Below are 16,234 nucleotides of genomic sequence, written 5' to 3' on the forward strand. Positions count from 1 at the left end.
GCCATGAGTAGCAGTACTAACCCACCAACGGATACCGCGGCGAAGGAACCGGAGGCGGCAGCCACCAAAGATCGCGCGCTGAAGCCGGTCGTGTTCTTCGGCTCGGCCGCCGTGATCCTCGCGATCTCGATCTGGGCGATCATCACGCCGGACGGCGCCGCCGACGTCATCGGCACGGGCGTCGGGTGGATCTCGTCCTGGTTCGGCTGGTACTACTTCCTCGCGGCGACGCTGTTCCTGGTGTTCGTCATCTTCATCGCCGCGTCTCGATACGGCAAGATCAAGCTCGGGCCACAACACTCCACACCGGACTACAGCCTGTTCGCCTGGGGCGCGATGTTCTTCGCTGCCGGCATCGGCATCGACCTGGTGTTCTTCTCGGTGGCCGGACCGGTCACCCACTACCTCGACCCACCGACCGGTAGCCCCGAGACCATCGAGGCCGCCAGACAGGGCGTGGTGTGGACGCTGTTCCACTACGGCATCACCGGCTGGGCGATGTACGCGCTCATGGGAATGGTGCTCGGCTACTTCGCGTTCCGGCACCGGCTGCCGCTGGCGATCCGATCGGCGCTGTACCCACTGATCGGCAAGCGCATCCACGGCCCCATCGGTGACGGCGTCGACCTCGCCGCCATGCTCGGCACCATCTTCGGCATCGCCGTCTCGCTCGGCATCGGTGTCGTGCAGCTCAACTACGGCCTGAACTTCATGTTCGGCGTGCCGCAGGGCGTGGCCGCCCAGATCGGGCTGATCGTCATCGCCGTCCTGATGGCCACGGTGTCCGCCGTCGCCGGTGTCGACAAGGGCATCCGGCGGGTGTCTGAGCTCAACGTCGTGCTCGCCATCGTGCTGATGGTCTACGTGGCGATTTTCGAGAGCCCGATCCGGGTGCTCAACGGCCTGATCATGAACATCGGCGACTACCTCAGCCGGTTCCCAAGCATGACGCTGAACACCTTCGCCTACGAGCAGCCGACCGAGTGGCTCAACGCCTGGACGCTGTTCTTCTGGGCATGGTGGATCGCATGGGCACCGTTCGTCGGGCTGTTCCTTGCCAGGATCTCGCGCGGCCGCACCATCCGGCAGTTCGTGTCCGCGACGCTGATCGTGCCGTTCCTGTTCACGCTGGCGTTCCTGTCGGTGTTCGGCAACGCGGCGCTGCGGCTGGTCCGCGACGGTAACGCCGAGTTCGGCGAGACCGCGGTATCCGCCCCTGAGGAGGGCTTCTTCGCGCTGCTCAGCCAGTACCCTGGTGTGAGCTTCAGCGCCGGACTCGTCGTCCTCGTCGGGCTGTTGCTGTACGTGACGTCGGCCGACTCCGGCGCGCTGGTGATGGCGAACCTCAGCTCGCACCTGCGCACCCCGACGACCGACGCCGCGCCGTGGCTGCGGATCTTCTGGGCATCGGCGACTGGTTTGCTGACACTGGCGATGCTGCTTGTCGGTGGCGTCAGCGCGCTGACGAACGCCACCATCATCATGGGGCTGCCGTTCTCGTTCGTGATGTTCCTGGTGATGTGGGGTCTCTACAAGGCGCTGCGCAAGGAGAGCATCCGCGAGGACGCGATGCTGTCCAGCCTGCCCGCCACACTGTCGGAGCGGACCACGATCGAGCCGCGCGGCGTACACCGCAGCTGGCGGCAGCGGCTGGCTCGGGTGATGAACTACCCGGGCAAGCGCGCGGCACAGCGGTTCGTCAACGACGCCGCCCGCCCGGCGTTCGAGGACGTCGCAGAGGAACTGCGCGCCCAGGGTGCCGAGGCGACGGTGACCGAGGGCCTCGACGACAGCCGCATCGAGCACCTCAGCCTGACCGTGCCGATGGAGCCCGAGGAGACGTTCGTCTACCGCGTGTGGCCGAGGGAGGTCCCGACGCCATCGTTCGCGATGCGCTCGGTCACCGACGACACCTACTTCCGGTTCGAGGTCTACCTCGGCGACAGTGGCCAGGGCTACGACGTCATGGACTACAGCAAGGATCAGCTCATCGGCGACATCCTTGACCAGTACGAACGACACCTGGAGTACCTGCGGCTGCATCGCGAGATCGGCGGTGCGGCACTGCCCGAACCCAGCTGACCCGGCTGGACCCCTGACCCAGCCACCCCGGCTGGACGCGCTCCCCGCGCACATGACGACGCCCCTGCCGCGCACCCGGCGGCAGGGGCGTCGTTCGTATGCATGATGACGTCGGCCGACGCATCAGCCGTCGACGTCGAGACCAAACGCGATCAGTCGAACGTCCGGCACCGGTTTCCAGTCGCGCTCGGGCAAGCGGACGAAGCCAAGCCTGTCGTAAAGCCGAATGGCTTTGGCGTTCTCGTCCACCACGCAGAGCACCACCCTGTGGCAACCGAACTCGCGCGCCCGGTCGATGACGGCGTGAACCAACAGCTCGCCGACGCCCCTGCCGCGCGCGGCGACCGACGTCGACAGCATGCGGAACTCCAGTTCGCCGTCACCCGCGATTTGCGACAGCGGCGTCCCGCTCGGTGCGACAGTGACCGTGCCGAGCATGGTGTCGTCGCCGTCCACAGCGACGAGCAGTTCGGCCTGCTCGTAGCGCGTCGTCGCGTCTCGCAGCACCGCCTCGTAGTGGCTGTCGTCGTCCAGCAGCCCCTCAGCGCGATAAGCAGAGACGGCGATCTCGGCGGTGGCGTCCACCTCGTCGTAGCGCGCGGGGCGGATGGTGATCTCGGGCGCCATGGTCCGGACCTGCGAGCAGTCCTCAGGGTCCATGGCTCGGACCTGCGAGCAGTCCTCACTCATCCTCGGTGACCTCCGCGACCTTGCGTGCTGCGTCCGGGCCCTGGTCGAGCAGCACGCGGAAGCCGTCCTCGTCCAGCACCGGCACCTTGAGCGACAAGGCCTTCTCGTACTTGGAGCCCGGCGCGTCACCGACGACGACGAACGCGGTCTTCTTCGACACCGACCCCGCGGCCTTGCCTCCCCTGGACATGATGGCTTCCTTGGCCTCGTCGCGGGAGAGGCTCGGCAGTGATCCGGTGACCACAATGGACAGACCTTCCAGGTGGCGAGGGATGGACTCGTCCCGTTCATCGGCCATCCGCACCCCGGACTCGGCCCACTTGCGCACGACCTCGCGGTGCCAGTCGACGGCGAACCATTCCTTCACCGCACTCGCGATCCTGGGACCGACACCGTCCACATCAGCCAATGCTTCCTCATCGGCGTTCTCGATCTCCGGAATGGAGCCGAACTCTCGAGCCAACGCCTGCGCCGCCGTCGGCCCCACATGGCGTATCGACAAACCGACAAGGACCTTCCACAGTGGACGTTCCTTGGCATCCTGCAAGTTGGCCAGCAATCGCTCACCGTTGGCAGATAGCTCGCCCGACTTGGTGCGGAACAGATCGACCGCCTTCAGCGTCTCTGCGTCGAGGTCGAACAGGTCGCCCTCGTCACCGATCGCCTCGGAGTTGACCAGCGCTGACGCCGCCTCGTACCCGAGCCCTTCGATGTCGAACGCGCCCCGGCTGCCGATGTGGAACAGTCGCTCCCGCCGCTGTGCGGGGCAGTACTGGGTGTTCGGACACCGGATGTCGGCGTCGCCTTCCTTCTCATACCGTAGGGTGGTGCCACACTCCGGGCACTCGGTGGGCATGACGAACTCGTGTTCGTCACCGGTGCGGACATCCACGACCGGCCCCAGCACCTCGGGGATGACGTCACCCGCCTTGCGAATCACCACGCGGTCGCCGATCAACACGCCCTTGCGCTTGACCTCGTTGGCGTTGTGCAGCGTGGCCATCGCCACCGTCGACCCGGCGACCTTGACCGGCTCCATCACCGCGTACGGGGTGACCCGGCCGGTCCTACCGACGTTCACCCTGATGTCGAGCAGCGTCGTCATCGCCTCTTCTGGTGCGTACTTGTACGCGATCGCCCAGCGCGGCGCACGCGACGTCGTGCCGAGCCTGCGCTGCAACGGCACCTCGTCGATCTTGATCACGATGCCGTCGATCTCGTGCTGCGCGTCTTGGCGGCGGCCACCCCAGTAGCTGATGTGGTCGAACAGCTCATCGCGGGTGGCGAGGACCGTGGTGTGCGGCGAGACCGGCAGGCCCCACGCCGCCAGTGCCTCGTAGGCCTCCGACTGCCGTTGTGGCTCGAAGCCGTCCCGCCTGCCGATACCGTGGCAGATCAAGCGCAACGGCCTGCTCGCGGTGATCCTCGGATCCTTCTGCCGCAGCGATCCAGCCGCGGTGTTACGCGGGTTCGCGAACGGCGGTTTGCCCGCCTCGACCAATTTCGCGTTCAGCTCGACGAAGTCGTCCACCCGGAAGAAGACCTCACCGCGCACCTCAAGGACGTCCGGGATGGGGAACTTGTCGCTCTCGGCGAGCCGCAGCGGGACGTCGTCCATGGTGCGCACGTTAAACGTGACGTCCTCGCCAGTGCGGCCGTCACCCCTGGTCAGAGCCCTGGTGAGGCGACCATTCTCGTACAGCAGGTTGATCGCGAGGCCGTCGATCTTGAGCTCGCACAGATAGTGCGCGTCAGCGCCCGCCTCACGCTCTACCCGATCGAGCCACGCGCTCAGCTCGTCCGAGTCGAAGGTGTTGTCCAGGCTGAGCATGCGTTCGAGGTGGTCGTACGTCTCGAACTCGGTGGAGTACGTGCCGCCGACCTGCTGTGTCGGCGACTCCGGCGTCACCAGCGCCGGATACTTCTGCTCGATCCGCTCGAGCTCGGCCATCATCGAGTCGAACTCGGCATCGGAGATGGTTGGTGTCGCCACGTAGTACCGGAACTGGTGGACCTGGATCTCCTCAGCCAGCTCGGCATGCCGTTCCCGCACGTCGGCGGGGACGTTCTCGACCCCATCGGCCGTTACGGCCGCTGCTTCCTCGCTCACGTCACCAGGTTAGCCAGCACCACCGACAGCCTCGCCCTCGCCTGCGGTGCCCGCATCAAGGCTGTGGACCAGCTCACGCAGATCGAGAAGAGTGATGGCGTTCTCCGGCGCGTTGTCCGCCGTCTCGACCCTGCCAAGCCAGCGGGCGGCCAGCCGCTCCCCCAGCGTCGCGTCCAGCGGCAGGAAGGTCAGTGCCTCCCGCGCGCGTGGCTCCAGTTCGGCCAGCTCTGGGTGGTGCACAGCGACGTCAACGGCACCGCTCGCCTCGTCGACCTGGGCGACGATCCGGACGTCGGCGAGCGCGATCTGGTGCGCGCCAAGGTTGACGGTGACCTCACTCGGATCGGGCACAGGAGGCACCGAATCGTGGTACTCCCAGATGGCGTCCTCATGCGGTGCGGCAGCCAGCCAGGCATCGGTGTAGGGCCGCAGCGCAGGGTCCTCCTGACCGGTGACGACGAGGGAGTAGATCGCGCGCTGCCCCCGGTCGACGGAGAACTGCAGGTCCGGGTGCATCGCGGCGACGGCTTCGGTCAGGTCGTGCTCGAACCGCTGCGGCTCGCGGTCCCCGAGCGCGGCGCTGATATCGGGCAGCAGTTCGTGCCATCGCTGCCAGAACTCTCGCGCGACCTGCTCCGGCTCCCCCGGGCGCTCATCGATGATCTCGGGCTGCCGCCGGAACCGTCGGAACCATCCCATGACCGCCCACCGTACGCGCCGCCGATGTCAGCTGGGGGCGGAACGGGCGAAGTCACATCGGCAGCGAGGAACACGGCGTCCTGAGCGCAGAACACGGCGTCCCGAACGCGGGACACGACGCACGCAGGCGGCTACCAGGACTCCGGGGGTTCCGCGAAAGCGTGCCCGAGGTCGCGAGTGAGTGCGAGCGCGCGACGGACCCAGGCGTTGCTGGCGCCCGCGAGGCCGCAGGTCGGTGTCGGGACGGCTTGGTCTCGCAGGATCGTACGACTGAAGCCGATGCGGTCGACGAGCTGGAGCGCGGGCTCGGCCACGCCGCGCAGGTCGAGCCGTTCTGCCGGTTCGAGGGCGGGCACCAGCCCAAGCAGGAAGGCCACGCCGCCGTCCCACGCCTCGCCGATGGCGTCCAATGTGGTCGCCGGCGCGCCGTCGAGCAGGGTCGCGTCGATCGCGATGGCACCCGCCCCCGCGTGGTGCATCAGTCCGATCGGCGGACGGCGGGCGCAGCAGTGCACGATCACAGGCGCGCCGGTTGCGTCAGCGCAGCCATCGATCATGGACGCCAGCAGCGCCCGTGCTTCCGGCCCCGGAACCGAGCGCACCGTGCCGTATCCAGACGCGGTCGGCAGGGTGCCCGCGAGGACGTCGGGCAAGGTCGGTTCGTCGAGTTGCACCACGATGGTCGCGCCGGTGCGCGCGGCCAGCTCCTTGACATGTGCCGTGACGCCCTCGATCAACGACTGGGTGAACTCGCGCACCGCGCCGTGATCGGTCAGCACCCGGTGACCGCGTGGCAGCTCAATCCCTGCCGCGAGCGACCACGGCCCCGCCACCTGCGTCTTGATCACACTCGGATTGCCCGCCGTGTGCGCCGCCTGCTCGATCGCGTCGAGATCCCAACGCCGCAGGTCCTGGGCGCGTCGGTGCTCGCGACCAGAACGAGACGTCACCCGGTACCCAGTCGGCATCGACTCCACCGCGAGGTCCACAAGCAGTGCGGCGCTTCTGCCAAGCATGTCCGCGCCGAATCCGCGGTCCGGCAGTTCGGGCTGGTACGGGAACTCGGGCAGCTCGCCGAACACGGTCGCGACGGAGTCCGCGCAGTCGGTGCCGGGCATCGAGCCGATACCGGTCGCCGCTGCCACCGGCCAGGGAAACTCACGCATGCCTCTAGTGTCTCGCGGACCGCCGATGGTGGCGCGGAGGGCGCGCTGGGTGTCGCGAAGGGCTTCTTTGGGACGTCAGGTGTCGCGAAGAAGCCCTTCGCGACACCGCTCACGCCGCGGTCGAGGCGATCTTCGCCGCGCCAAGCACCAGGTCGCCGCCGGCATCCTCCCGGTAGAGCACGATCGTCTGCCCCGGCGCGACACCCTTCAGCGGCTCTCGCAGCTCAACCCGCACGCCGTCGCCAACGCATTCCGCGACGGCGGGCGCGGTGCCGCCGTGCGCACGGACCTGCACCACGCACTCGGTCGGGCCGTCGAGCGAACGTTCGCTCGGCCACACCGGACGATCTGCGTCGATCCTGGTGACGCCGAGCTTGTCGCCCGAGCCGACGGTCACGGTGCCGGACACCGGCTCGAGGCTGAGCACGTAGCGCGGCCTGCCATCGGGCGCGGGCGCCTCGATGCCGAGCCCCTTGCGCTGCCCGACGGTGAAGCCATGCACCCCGGTGTGCTCACCGAGCACCGCACCGGTCTCGTCATCGACGAGCTGGCCCGGCCGCGAGCCGAGCCGCGACTCCAAGAACCCCTTCGTATCGCCGTCCGGAATGAAGCAGATGTCGTGGCTGTCCGGCTTGCTCGCGACCATCAGCCCACGCCGCTCGGCCTCCGCGCGCACGTCGGACTTCTCCGAGTCGCCCAGCGGGAACATCGCGTGCCGCAGCTGCTCCGGGGTCAGTGAGGCGAGCACATAGGACTGATCCTTGCCCGCGTCGGCGCTGCGCCGCAGTTCGGGCACGCCGTCGACCATCGCGAGCCGCGCGTAGTGGCCGGTGGCGACCGCGTCGAAGCCGAGCGCCATCGCCTTCTCGAGCAGCGCCTCGAACTTGATCTTCTCGTTACAGGTCACGCACGGGTTCGGCGTCCGGCCAGCGGCGTACTCCCCGACGAACGTCTCGATGACGTCCTCGCGGAACCGCTCGGCGAAGTCCCACACGTAGAACGGGATGCCGAGCAGGTCGGCTACCCGGCGGGCATCGCGGGAGTCCTCGATGGTGCAGCAGCCGCGCGCGCCGGTGCGCAGCGTACCCGGCTTGGCCGACAGCGCCAGGTGCACGCCGACGACCTCGTGCCCCGCGTCAACCGCGCGCGCCGCCGCGACGGCGGAGTCAACGCCGCCACTCATCGCGGCGAGCACCGTCATCTTGCTCATGTGCGCACCCCCTCGGCGTCGCTCTGCTTACCGGTAAGACCCGCCTTGCGTGCCCGTGCGACGACCCCGCCGATTTCCGCGAGCAGCGCGTCGACGTCTTCCTTGGTCGAAGTATGGCCGAGCGAGAACCGCAACGACCCGCGCGCCGACTGCTCGTCGACGCCCATCGCGAGCAACACGTGACTCGGCTGTGCCACCCCGGCCGTGCATGCCGAGCCGGTGGAGCACTCGATGCCCTTGGCGTCGAGCAGCATCAGCAGGCTGTCGCCCTCGCAGCCGGGGAAACTGAAGTGCGCGTTGCCCGCGAGCCGCTGATCGCTGTCGAGCGGCGCGCCGTTCAGCACGGCATCGTCCACCTGCTCCAGCACGCCACCCACGAGTGCGTCTCGCAGCGCGCTCAGGTCGGCGACGCGCCCAGGGATGTCGGTGGTGGCCTCCCGCACCGCCGCCGCGAAGGCGTGCACGCCGGGGACGTCGAGAGTGCCGGACCGCACGTCGCGCTCCTGGCCGCCGCCGTGCAGCAGCGGCGTGCACTCGACGTCGCGCGCCAGCAGCAACGCGCCGACACCGTATGGGCCGCCGAGCTTGTGACCGGTCAGGGTGAGCGCGCTGGCCCCGCTCGCGGCGAAATCGACATCGACCGCGCCAACGGCCTGCACCGCATCGGTGTGCAGCGGAACGTCGAACTCCGCGCAGACCTCCGCGATGCCTGCGATGCGGTTGACGGTGCCGACCTCGTTGTTCGCCCACATGACGGTGACCAACGCCACGTCGTCCGGGTTGGTCTCGATCGCGGCGCGAACAGTCTCCGGCAGCACCTGACCGGTCGCGTCGACCGGGAGCCAGGTGATCTCGGCACCCGCGTGCTCGGCAAGCCACTCGACGCTGTCCAGCACGGCGTGGTGCTCCACGGACGACACCAACACCCGGGTGCGGGCAGGGTCGGCCTTACGACGTGCCCAGTAGATGCCCTTGACGGCGATGTTGTCGCTCTCGGTGCCGCCACCGGTGAAAAGCACCTCGGACGGTCGCGCGCCGAGCGCCTCGGCGATGGCCTCGCGGGCCTCCTCGACCCTGCGGCGGGAACGCCTGCCCGAGGAATGCAACGACGAGGCGTTGCCGGTGTCCGACAGCGCCTCGGTCATCGCCGCAACGGCGCGCGGCGACATCGGGGTGGTCGCCGCGTGGTCAAGGTAGGTCATCGCCTTTCAAGGGTAACCGGGGCGGCAGCGCGCCGGCGCGTGGTGCGCGGTATGACGCTTGCACCACACCCAACGCCGCGAAGGCGTCATTCACCGCGCCGGCACGGGTACGTCCCTGCCGACCGGCGCCACGACGTCGCGGCCGAGGGCGGAGTGCACGGCGGCCTCGGTCAGCCGCGCGAGTTCCCCTCGGTCGCGAGCACGTCCCGGCGCGATCTCGTCGCACACGAAGACCTCGACGACGAGCCCGCGCAGCCGCAGCACCCGCCGGACGGACGCCAGCAACGAGTCCGGGCCGAGGAACGCGGGCCGGGTCGTCTCGGTGCCGCCCGCGAGCCGGTAGCGCAACGCGACCGGCCGCACCGGGACGCCGCCGTCGATGGCCGCCTGGAACGGCGCTGGTACGAACCGCCCGCTCGCCGCGCCACACCACGTCGTGCCCTCGGCGGAGACGTTGACCAGCGCGCCCGCCCGCAGCGCGGCGGCCAACTCCGCGACGGTGGCGGGCAGTGTCGAGAGGCGTTCCCTGTCGACGAAGATCGTCCCCGCCCGCGCGATGAGACCGCCGACCACCGGCCACGACGCGATCTCGGCCTTCGCCAGCGCCCGCATCGGGGTGACGGCGTTGACCGCGAGGATGTCCAGCCAGGAGATGTGATTGCTGGCAACCAGCGCGCCACGTCCTGATGGCGGCAGCTCGCCATGCACCACGAGCCGCGCCCCGCACGCCCGCAGCACCCTGACGCACCGCTGACTGGGTGGCGTCCGATGCAGCACGGCCGCGGCAATCGCGCCGAGCAGCCGAATCGCCCGCACGAGCACCCTGAGCACGCCAACTTTCGGCGCGGTGTCGACACAGCTCGGCCCGCACGGCGAGGTTGGCATCCACGGGTGGGCGCGCATCTACCCGGCTCCGAGGAAGTAACGGAGGTAGCGGTCGTTGAGCTGGTGCAGGTCGAGCAGCACGAAGAAGTCCGCGACGCCGAAGTCGGGGTCATGCGCGGGCGGGCCGCACACCCGCGCGCCCAGCCGCAGGTAGCCACGCAGCAGTGGCGGCAGCATCGGCCGTTGCCGACGTGGGACGCCGGAATCGTCCCAGGGATACAACGGCCTGATGCGCTGGGTGGCTGGCGCGTAGTGCTTGGCGAGCACCGTGTCCCAGACGCCAGCGGCGAGCGCGCCCCCGTCGGCGAGTGGCACGGACGCGCATCCGACGAGGTAGCGGTGTCCTGACAACAGCATGTAGCGCGCGATACCTGCCCAGGCCAGGCTGACGACGGCGCCGCTGCGGTGGTCAGGGTGCACGCAGGAGCGACCGGTCTCGACCAGGCTCTCCCGCAGCGGGTCGAGCGCGGTGAGGTCGAACTCGGCGTCGGCGTAGAGGCCACCGGCCAGCGCGGCCCTGTCCGGCGGCAGCATCCGGTAGGTGCCGACGACCGCGCCCGAGGCGTCGTCGCGGACGACGAGGTGGTCGCAGTAGGAGTCGAAGAAGTCCACATCGAGGCCGTCGACCGGGCTGGCCAGCCGGGCGCCCATCTCCCCGGCGAACACGTGGTGGCGGAGTCGTTGGGCGGCGACGACCTCGTCGGTACCGCGCGCGACGCGCAGCGAGTAGCGCGGAGGCGCGTTCTCGGTGTCATCCGTGCTGGTAAGCAGGAGTGAAGATGTCATGCCCGTAGATGTACGGGCCGGCCATGAACCGCACTTGGTGACACGACAGGCATGCGGTGCACAGCGCGTGAACGTGCGGTGAGGCTCCAGACAGCACGAAGGGCTCCTTCAGGACGTCATGCGTCCCGAAGAAGCCCTTCGCGTCAACTCGCCGGAGCGTCAGCCCTTGCGCTTGGCGACTTCCTCCTGCAGCTGCGGAGCGACCTGGAACAGGTCACCCACGATGCCGTAGTCGGCGATCTCGAAGATCGGTGCCTCGGGGTCCTTGTTCACCGCGACGATCGTCTTCGACGTCTGCATACCGGCACGGTGCTGGATAGCACCGGAGATGCCCAGCGCGATGTACAGCTGCGGCGAGACCGTCTTGCCGGTCTGGCCCACCTGGAACTGCGCGGGGTAGTAGCCGGAGTCGACGGCGGCACGTGAGGCGCCGACGGCGGCGCCCATCGCGTCCGCGAGACCCTCGATCACGGAGAACTGCTCGGCGCTGCCGACACCACGACCCCCGGAGACGACGACCGAGGCCTCGGTCAGCTCCGGCCGGTCGCCACCGACGACCGGCTCGACACCGGTGACCTTGGCGGCCTTCGCGGCGTCGACGGCGGGGACGTCGACGCTCTCCTCAGCGGCCGCGCCCTGCGCCTGCTCGGCGTCGACGCTGCCGGGACGCACGGAGATGACCGGCGCGCCCTTGGTGGACTTCGACTTCACGGTGAAGCCGCCACCGAAGATGGACTGCTCGACCGTGCCGTCACTTTCGACGCCGACGGCGTCGACGAGCAGACCGGAGCCAGTCCGCAGCGCCAGGCGAGCAGAGACCTCCTTGCCCTCCGGCGTCGCGGCGACCAGCACCGCAGCGGGTGACGTCTTCTCCGCCAGCGCGGCGAGCACCTCAACCTTCGGGGCCACGTGGTAGGACGCCGCGTCGTCGGACTCAGCGGCGTAGACCTTCGCCGCGCCGAAGGACGCCAGCGTCTCCTTCGCCTTGCCAGCCGTGCCGGGCGCGCCGACAACGACGGCCGATGGCTCACCAAGCGCACGAGCCGCGGTCAGCAGTTCGGTGGTGACTTTCTTGACCTCGCCGTCAACGTGGTCGACGAGTACCAGGACTTCAGCCATGGTTGTTTTCCTCCTCTTCGCCGCAGCTCGTCAGATAAGTTTCTGGCCGACCAGGTACTCGGCGATCTTCGTGCCGCCGTCGCCGTCGTCCTCGACCTTCTCGCCAGCCGTACGCGGCGGCTTCGGCGCGGCCTCCGACACCGTGGACCAGGCGTTGTCGAGGCCGACCTCGCCCGCGTCGAGGCCAAGGTCAGCGACAGTAAGCGTCTCGACCGGCTTCTTCTTGGCCGCCATGATGCCCTTGAACGACGGGTAGCGCGGCTCGTTGATCTTCTCGGTGACCGACACGACCGCGGGCAGGTTCGCCTCGAGGTGGGTGATGCCCTCGTCAGCGGTCTCGCGGTCCACCTTGATGGCCGAGCCCTCAACGCTGACGTGGTGCGCGTAGGTCAGCTGCGGCATGCCGAGCAGCTCGGCGAGCAGCGCGGGGACGGCACCGGCGCCACCGTCGGACGACTCGTTACCGGCGATGACCAGGTCCACACCCTCGACCTTGCCGATGGCCGCGGCGATGACCTTGGCGGTGGCGAGGATGTCGGAGCCGTGCAGCGCCTCGTCGGAGACGTGGATGGCCTTGTCCGCACCCATCGACAGCGCCTTGCGGATGGCGTCGGTAGCGCGGTCGGGGCCGACACACAGGACGGTGACCTCGCCCTCGCCGGCCTCCTTGATCTTCAGCGCCTCTTCGACGGCGCGCTCATTGATCTCGTCGAGCACCGCGTCGGCGGACTCGCGATCAAGCGTGTGGTCAGTCTCGGCGAGCTTGCGCTCCGAGTAGGTGTCAGGCACCTGCTTGACCAGGACAACGATGTTGGTCATGGGTCCTCTTCGACCTCCGTATCTCTGCCTCACCCCGGCGTTGCCGGTCGCGCGGCGCTGGTGCTCGTCTCTGCGGTGTCACGCACTCCCGCACTCAACCTAAGCGCGCGGCGGTGAATCCGCTCTCTGGACGCATCGGACGACGCCCGCTCCTTGGCCTTACTGACCGGTAGATTAGGCGTCTTTCGCGCGTCGGCAACGCCGGGGTGACAGCTTTCACCTGGATGCGTGTTTTCCTTGGACTATCGTCCAAAAAGTTTGCTGCACTTTCGTGCAGGTTCTTTACGCCTCTCGTCGGCGCACGTCAATCGGTTCTCGTTGACAACCTGACGTGGCGATCGTCACACTATTCAGGCTGCCGAACGAGAGGACCGGTCCATGGGGTTGGAGACCGCGCACGCATCAGCTCAATCAGGTACGACCGCACTCGCCGATCACGCGCTCTCCGCCCAAATACTCGCGGCGCATCGAGACGACACCGCATGGCTCAACGACCACGTCGAGGGCTGCGTGCATCCCTGGCTGGACGGCTACACCTGCGCGTACTGCGAGCTGCCCGTCCGCACCGACGGCGACCATCGCCACCCGGGCTACGGCGTCGTCGAGCACACCGACGGGCCTGCCGCCGCCACCGACCCGGACGCGCCGCTTCGCGTGCTGCACCGGTTCTGCAACCGCATGCGCAAGTGCCACACAACTCCGAACAGCACGGCCAATGGAGCGAGCGCCGACGACGTCGAGCACTACGGCATCGCACTACGACGCGCCTGGCTCGGCTGGGCCACCGACCAGTTCGTCAAAGGCGTCAAGGAGCGGCACTTCGGTGCCAAGCACTACGAACGCCTCGGTCTCCACCCGGACAAGCTCCGCAATCCCACGCTGTTCCGGAAGTACTGGCTGGTGCGCAAGATGCGCTGTGCGGCCCACGCGATTCACTACTACTCCGGCCTGCCGCGTAGACCCACCCGGGACTGAACGCCTGGTAGCGGCGGGTGATGAATTCCGGCCGCTGGTATCACCGCTGGTGGTGATAACGCTGCTGGAGCAGCGGCACCATCCGTGTCTCACTTCACACGAGCGCCAACGGCGCGCTACGTTGGCGCAATTACAGATTGTGTGATGCGGAGGCGCTGTGCTCATAACGCTGATCCTTGGCCTGCTCATGACCGTGGTCGGTCTTGGGTTCGCGGCCAAGCGCGTGCTGTGGCTGAAGAACCTGATCATGTCCGGCCAGCCGGCCCCTGGCAGGACGGACGGCGCTGGCGAGCGCGTCAAGGCGCACCTGCTTGAGGTCTTCGGTCAGCGCAAGCTCCTGAAATGGTCGATACCCGGACTGGCGCACTTCTTCACCTTCTGGGGCTTCGTCATCCTCGCCACGGTCTACCTCGAGGCCTACGGAGCGCTGTTCGACAAGTCGTTCGCCATCCCACTGGTCGGTGACTGGGCGGCACTCGGTTTCCTGCAGGACTTCATCGCGGTCGCGGTGTTCGCCTCGCTGGTGGTGTTCACCGTGATCCGGCTGCGCCAAGCGCCCGAGCGCCAGCAGCGCGCGTCCCGGTTCTACGGCTCGCACCTCGGCGGAGCGTGGATCACGCTGTTCATGATCTTCAACGTCATCTGGACGATGTTCCTGTTCCGGGGCGCGGCCTCGGCGGCGGGCCACTTCCCGTACGACAGCGGCGCGTTCGTCTCGCTCGGCGTCGGCAACCTGTTGGAGCCGCTGGGTGAGGACGTCAACTTCGTGCTCGACCGAGTCGGCCTGCTCGCCCACATCGGCGTGATGCTGGCGTTCCTGATCTTCGTGCTGCACTCCAAGCACCTGCACATCTTCCTCGCGCCGATCAACGTCACGGTCAAGCGCATGCCGGACGGCCTCGGCCCACTGCTGCCGATGGAGTCCGACGGCAAGCAGATCGACTTCGAGGACCCCGACGAGGACGCCATCTTCGGTCGCGGCAAGGTTGAGGACTTCACCTGGAAGGGCCTGCTCGACTTCGAGACCTGCACCGAGTGTGGCCGGTGTCAGAGCCAGTGTCCTGCGTGGAACACCGGCAAGCCGCTCTCGCCGAAGCTCGTGATCATGGACCTGCGTGATCACCTCAACGCCAAGGCGCCGTACCTGATCGAAGGCAAGGAAGCGCCCGAGGAAGGCTCGGTCACCATCGAGCCGAACGGGCACAACGGCCACGGCGTGCCGGAGTCCGGCTTCGAACGGGTGATGGGCTCCGGTCCGGACCAAGCCGCACGCCCGCTGGTCGGTACGGCCGAGCAGGGCGGCGTGATCGACCCGGATGTGCTGTGGGCGTGCACCTCCTGCGGTGCCTGCGTCGAGCAGTGCCCGGTCGACATCGAGCACGTCGACCACATCATCGACATGCGCCGCTACCAGGTCATGATCGAGTCGGAGTTCCCCAGTGAGCTGGGCACCCTGTTCCGCAACATGGAGAACAAGGGCAATCCGTGGGGCCAGAACAACTCCGAGCGGATGGACTGGGCCAAGGAACTGGACTTCGAGGTCCCGGTCTTGGATGCCGCTGCCGGGGAGTCCTTGGACCCCGACACCGAGTACCTGTTCTGGATCGGCTGCGCGGGCGCGTTCGATGACAACGCGAAGAAGACCGTGCAGGCCACGGCGGAGCTGCTGAACCTGGCGGGCGTGAAATACGTGACGCTCGGCAAGGAGGAGACCTGCACGGGCGACTCCGCGCGCCGGGCTGGCAACGAGTTCCTGTTCCAGATGATGGCGCAGCAAACCGTCGAGATGCTGAACAGCGTGTTCGAGAACCGCGAGCCGGTGCAGCGCAAGATCGTCACCACCTGCCCGCACTGCCTGAACACGCTCGGCAGGGAGTACCCGCAGTTGGAGGGCCACTACGAGGTCGTCCACCACACCCAGCTGCTGAACAAGCTGGTGCGGGACGGCAAGCTCACCCCGGTCAAGCCGCCCGCCGACGGCGGCGGGCCGTCGGTGACCTACCACGACCCGTGCTACCTGGGCAGGCACAACAAGGTCTACTCCCCGCCGCGTGATCTGATCGAGGCGACCGGTATGACCCACGCCGAGATGCCCCGGCACGCCGATCGCTCGCTGTGCTGCGGCGCGGGCGGCGCGCGGATGTGGATGGAAGAGCACATCGGCAAGCGCATCAACCTGGAGCGCGTCGATGAGGCGATCGAGACGCTGGGCGCGCAGGGCGACGCCGCCGGCACCGTCGCGACCGGTTGCCCGTTCTGCAAGGTGATGGTCTCCGACGGGCTGACGCAACGCTCCAGCGAGAACGTCGGCAGCAACGTCGGCGTCAAGGACGTCTCGCAGCTCCTGTTGGAGTCCGTCAAGCGTAACGACAAGACCGCGTCCGCCTCGACGACGTCTGGCGAGTCGACGTCGGACAGCGACGGCTGACGGGAAAGGGTTCCGAAACGGTGGATCTTGAGGCGTTCTGGTCGCTATAGCAGCCAAAACGCC

At 68.1% G+C, this 16,234-nt stretch carries 13 protein-coding genes; 3 read left to right on the top strand and 10 right to left on the bottom strand.

What is annotated here, in order from left to right:
* Positions 1 to 3 precede the first annotated feature (3 nt).
* Positions 4 to 2,082 (top strand): choline BCCT transporter BetT, encoded by a 2,079-nt coding sequence (gene betT / locus AMYHA_RS20345; protein WP_034278147.1) that lies wholly within the window; start codon positions 4 to 6, stop codon positions 2,080 to 2,082.
* A 123-nt stretch (positions 2,083 to 2,205) separates the two neighbouring features.
* Here betT and AMYHA_RS20350 read toward each other — a convergent pair whose 3' ends face one another.
* The 10 genes from AMYHA_RS20350 to AMYHA_RS20395 all read right to left on the bottom strand — a co-directional run bounded on the left by AMYHA_RS20350 (position 2,206) and on the right by AMYHA_RS20395 (position 12,768).
* The gene (locus tag AMYHA_RS20350; protein ID WP_330760625.1) at positions 2,206 to 2,772 is read right to left on the bottom strand and encodes a GNAT family N-acetyltransferase; all 567 of its coding nucleotides are present in this window, start codon (positions 2,770 to 2,772) and stop codon (positions 2,206 to 2,208) included.
* Positions 2,765 to 4,882, bottom strand: a complete 2,118-nt coding sequence (ligA, locus tag AMYHA_RS20355) for an NAD-dependent DNA ligase LigA (protein ID WP_034273605.1) — start codon at positions 4,880 to 4,882, stop codon at positions 2,765 to 2,767. Before ligA ends, AMYHA_RS20350 begins: the two co-directional genes overlap by 8 nt.
* A gap of 9 nt (positions 4,883 to 4,891) precedes the next feature.
* On the bottom strand, positions 4,892 to 5,581 hold the full coding sequence (locus AMYHA_RS20360) for a hypothetical protein (RefSeq protein ID WP_034273608.1): 690 nt from the start codon (positions 5,579 to 5,581) through the stop codon (positions 4,892 to 4,894).
* 131 nt (positions 5,582 to 5,712) lie between these two features.
* On the bottom strand, positions 5,713 to 6,747 hold the full coding sequence (locus AMYHA_RS20365; RefSeq protein ID WP_034273611.1) for a uroporphyrinogen decarboxylase/cobalamine-independent methonine synthase family protein: 1,035 nt from the start codon (positions 6,745 to 6,747) through the stop codon (positions 5,713 to 5,715).
* Between the two features lie 109 nt (positions 6,748 to 6,856).
* Positions 6,857 to 7,948, bottom strand: coding sequence for a tRNA 2-thiouridine(34) synthase MnmA (gene mnmA, locus AMYHA_RS20370; RefSeq protein ID WP_034278151.1), 1,092 nt, complete (start codon positions 7,946 to 7,948; stop codon positions 6,857 to 6,859).
* A gap of 5 nt (positions 7,949 to 7,953) precedes the next feature.
* Positions 7,954 to 9,159 (bottom strand): cysteine desulfurase family protein, encoded by a 1,206-nt coding sequence (locus tag AMYHA_RS20375; protein WP_034273613.1) that lies wholly within the window; start codon positions 9,157 to 9,159, stop codon positions 7,954 to 7,956.
* Between the two features lie 90 nt (positions 9,160 to 9,249).
* A complete protein-coding gene (locus tag AMYHA_RS20380) occupies positions 9,250 to 10,062 on the bottom strand; it encodes a lysophospholipid acyltransferase family protein (RefSeq protein ID WP_034273614.1) in 813 nt (270 codons plus the stop codon).
* Positions 10,063 to 10,830, bottom strand: coding sequence for a GNAT family N-acetyltransferase (locus AMYHA_RS20385; RefSeq protein ID WP_034273616.1), 768 nt, complete (start codon positions 10,828 to 10,830; stop codon positions 10,063 to 10,065).
* A 159-nt stretch (positions 10,831 to 10,989) separates the two neighbouring features.
* Positions 10,990 to 11,949: an electron transfer flavoprotein subunit alpha/FixB family protein gene (locus tag AMYHA_RS20390; protein WP_034273617.1), complete on the bottom strand. Its 960-nt coding sequence runs from the start codon at positions 11,947 to 11,949 to the stop codon at positions 10,990 to 10,992.
* Between the two features lie 30 nt (positions 11,950 to 11,979).
* Positions 11,980 to 12,768: an electron transfer flavoprotein subunit beta/FixA family protein gene (locus tag AMYHA_RS20395; RefSeq protein ID WP_034273620.1), complete on the bottom strand. Its 789-nt coding sequence runs from the start codon at positions 12,766 to 12,768 to the stop codon at positions 11,980 to 11,982.
* Between the two features lie 378 nt (positions 12,769 to 13,146).
* On the opposite strand from AMYHA_RS20395, the gene AMYHA_RS20400 reads away from it, so the two are divergent.
* Together AMYHA_RS20400 and AMYHA_RS20405 are read left to right on the top strand one after the other, a co-directional pair.
* Positions 13,147 to 13,743, top strand: a complete 597-nt coding sequence (locus AMYHA_RS20400) for a hypothetical protein (RefSeq protein WP_051400124.1) — start codon at positions 13,147 to 13,149, stop codon at positions 13,741 to 13,743.
* Positions 13,744 to 13,900: 157 nt separating this feature from the next.
* Positions 13,901 to 16,171: a (Fe-S)-binding protein gene (locus AMYHA_RS20405; protein WP_034273623.1), complete on the top strand. Its 2,271-nt coding sequence runs from the start codon at positions 13,901 to 13,903 to the stop codon at positions 16,169 to 16,171.
* The last annotated feature ends 63 nt before the right edge of the window (positions 16,172 to 16,234 follow it).

Source organism: Haloechinothrix halophila YIM 93223 (assembly GCF_000504245.1).
Classification (GTDB): Bacteria; Actinomycetota; Actinomycetes; order Mycobacteriales; family Pseudonocardiaceae; genus Haloechinothrix_A; species Haloechinothrix_A halophila.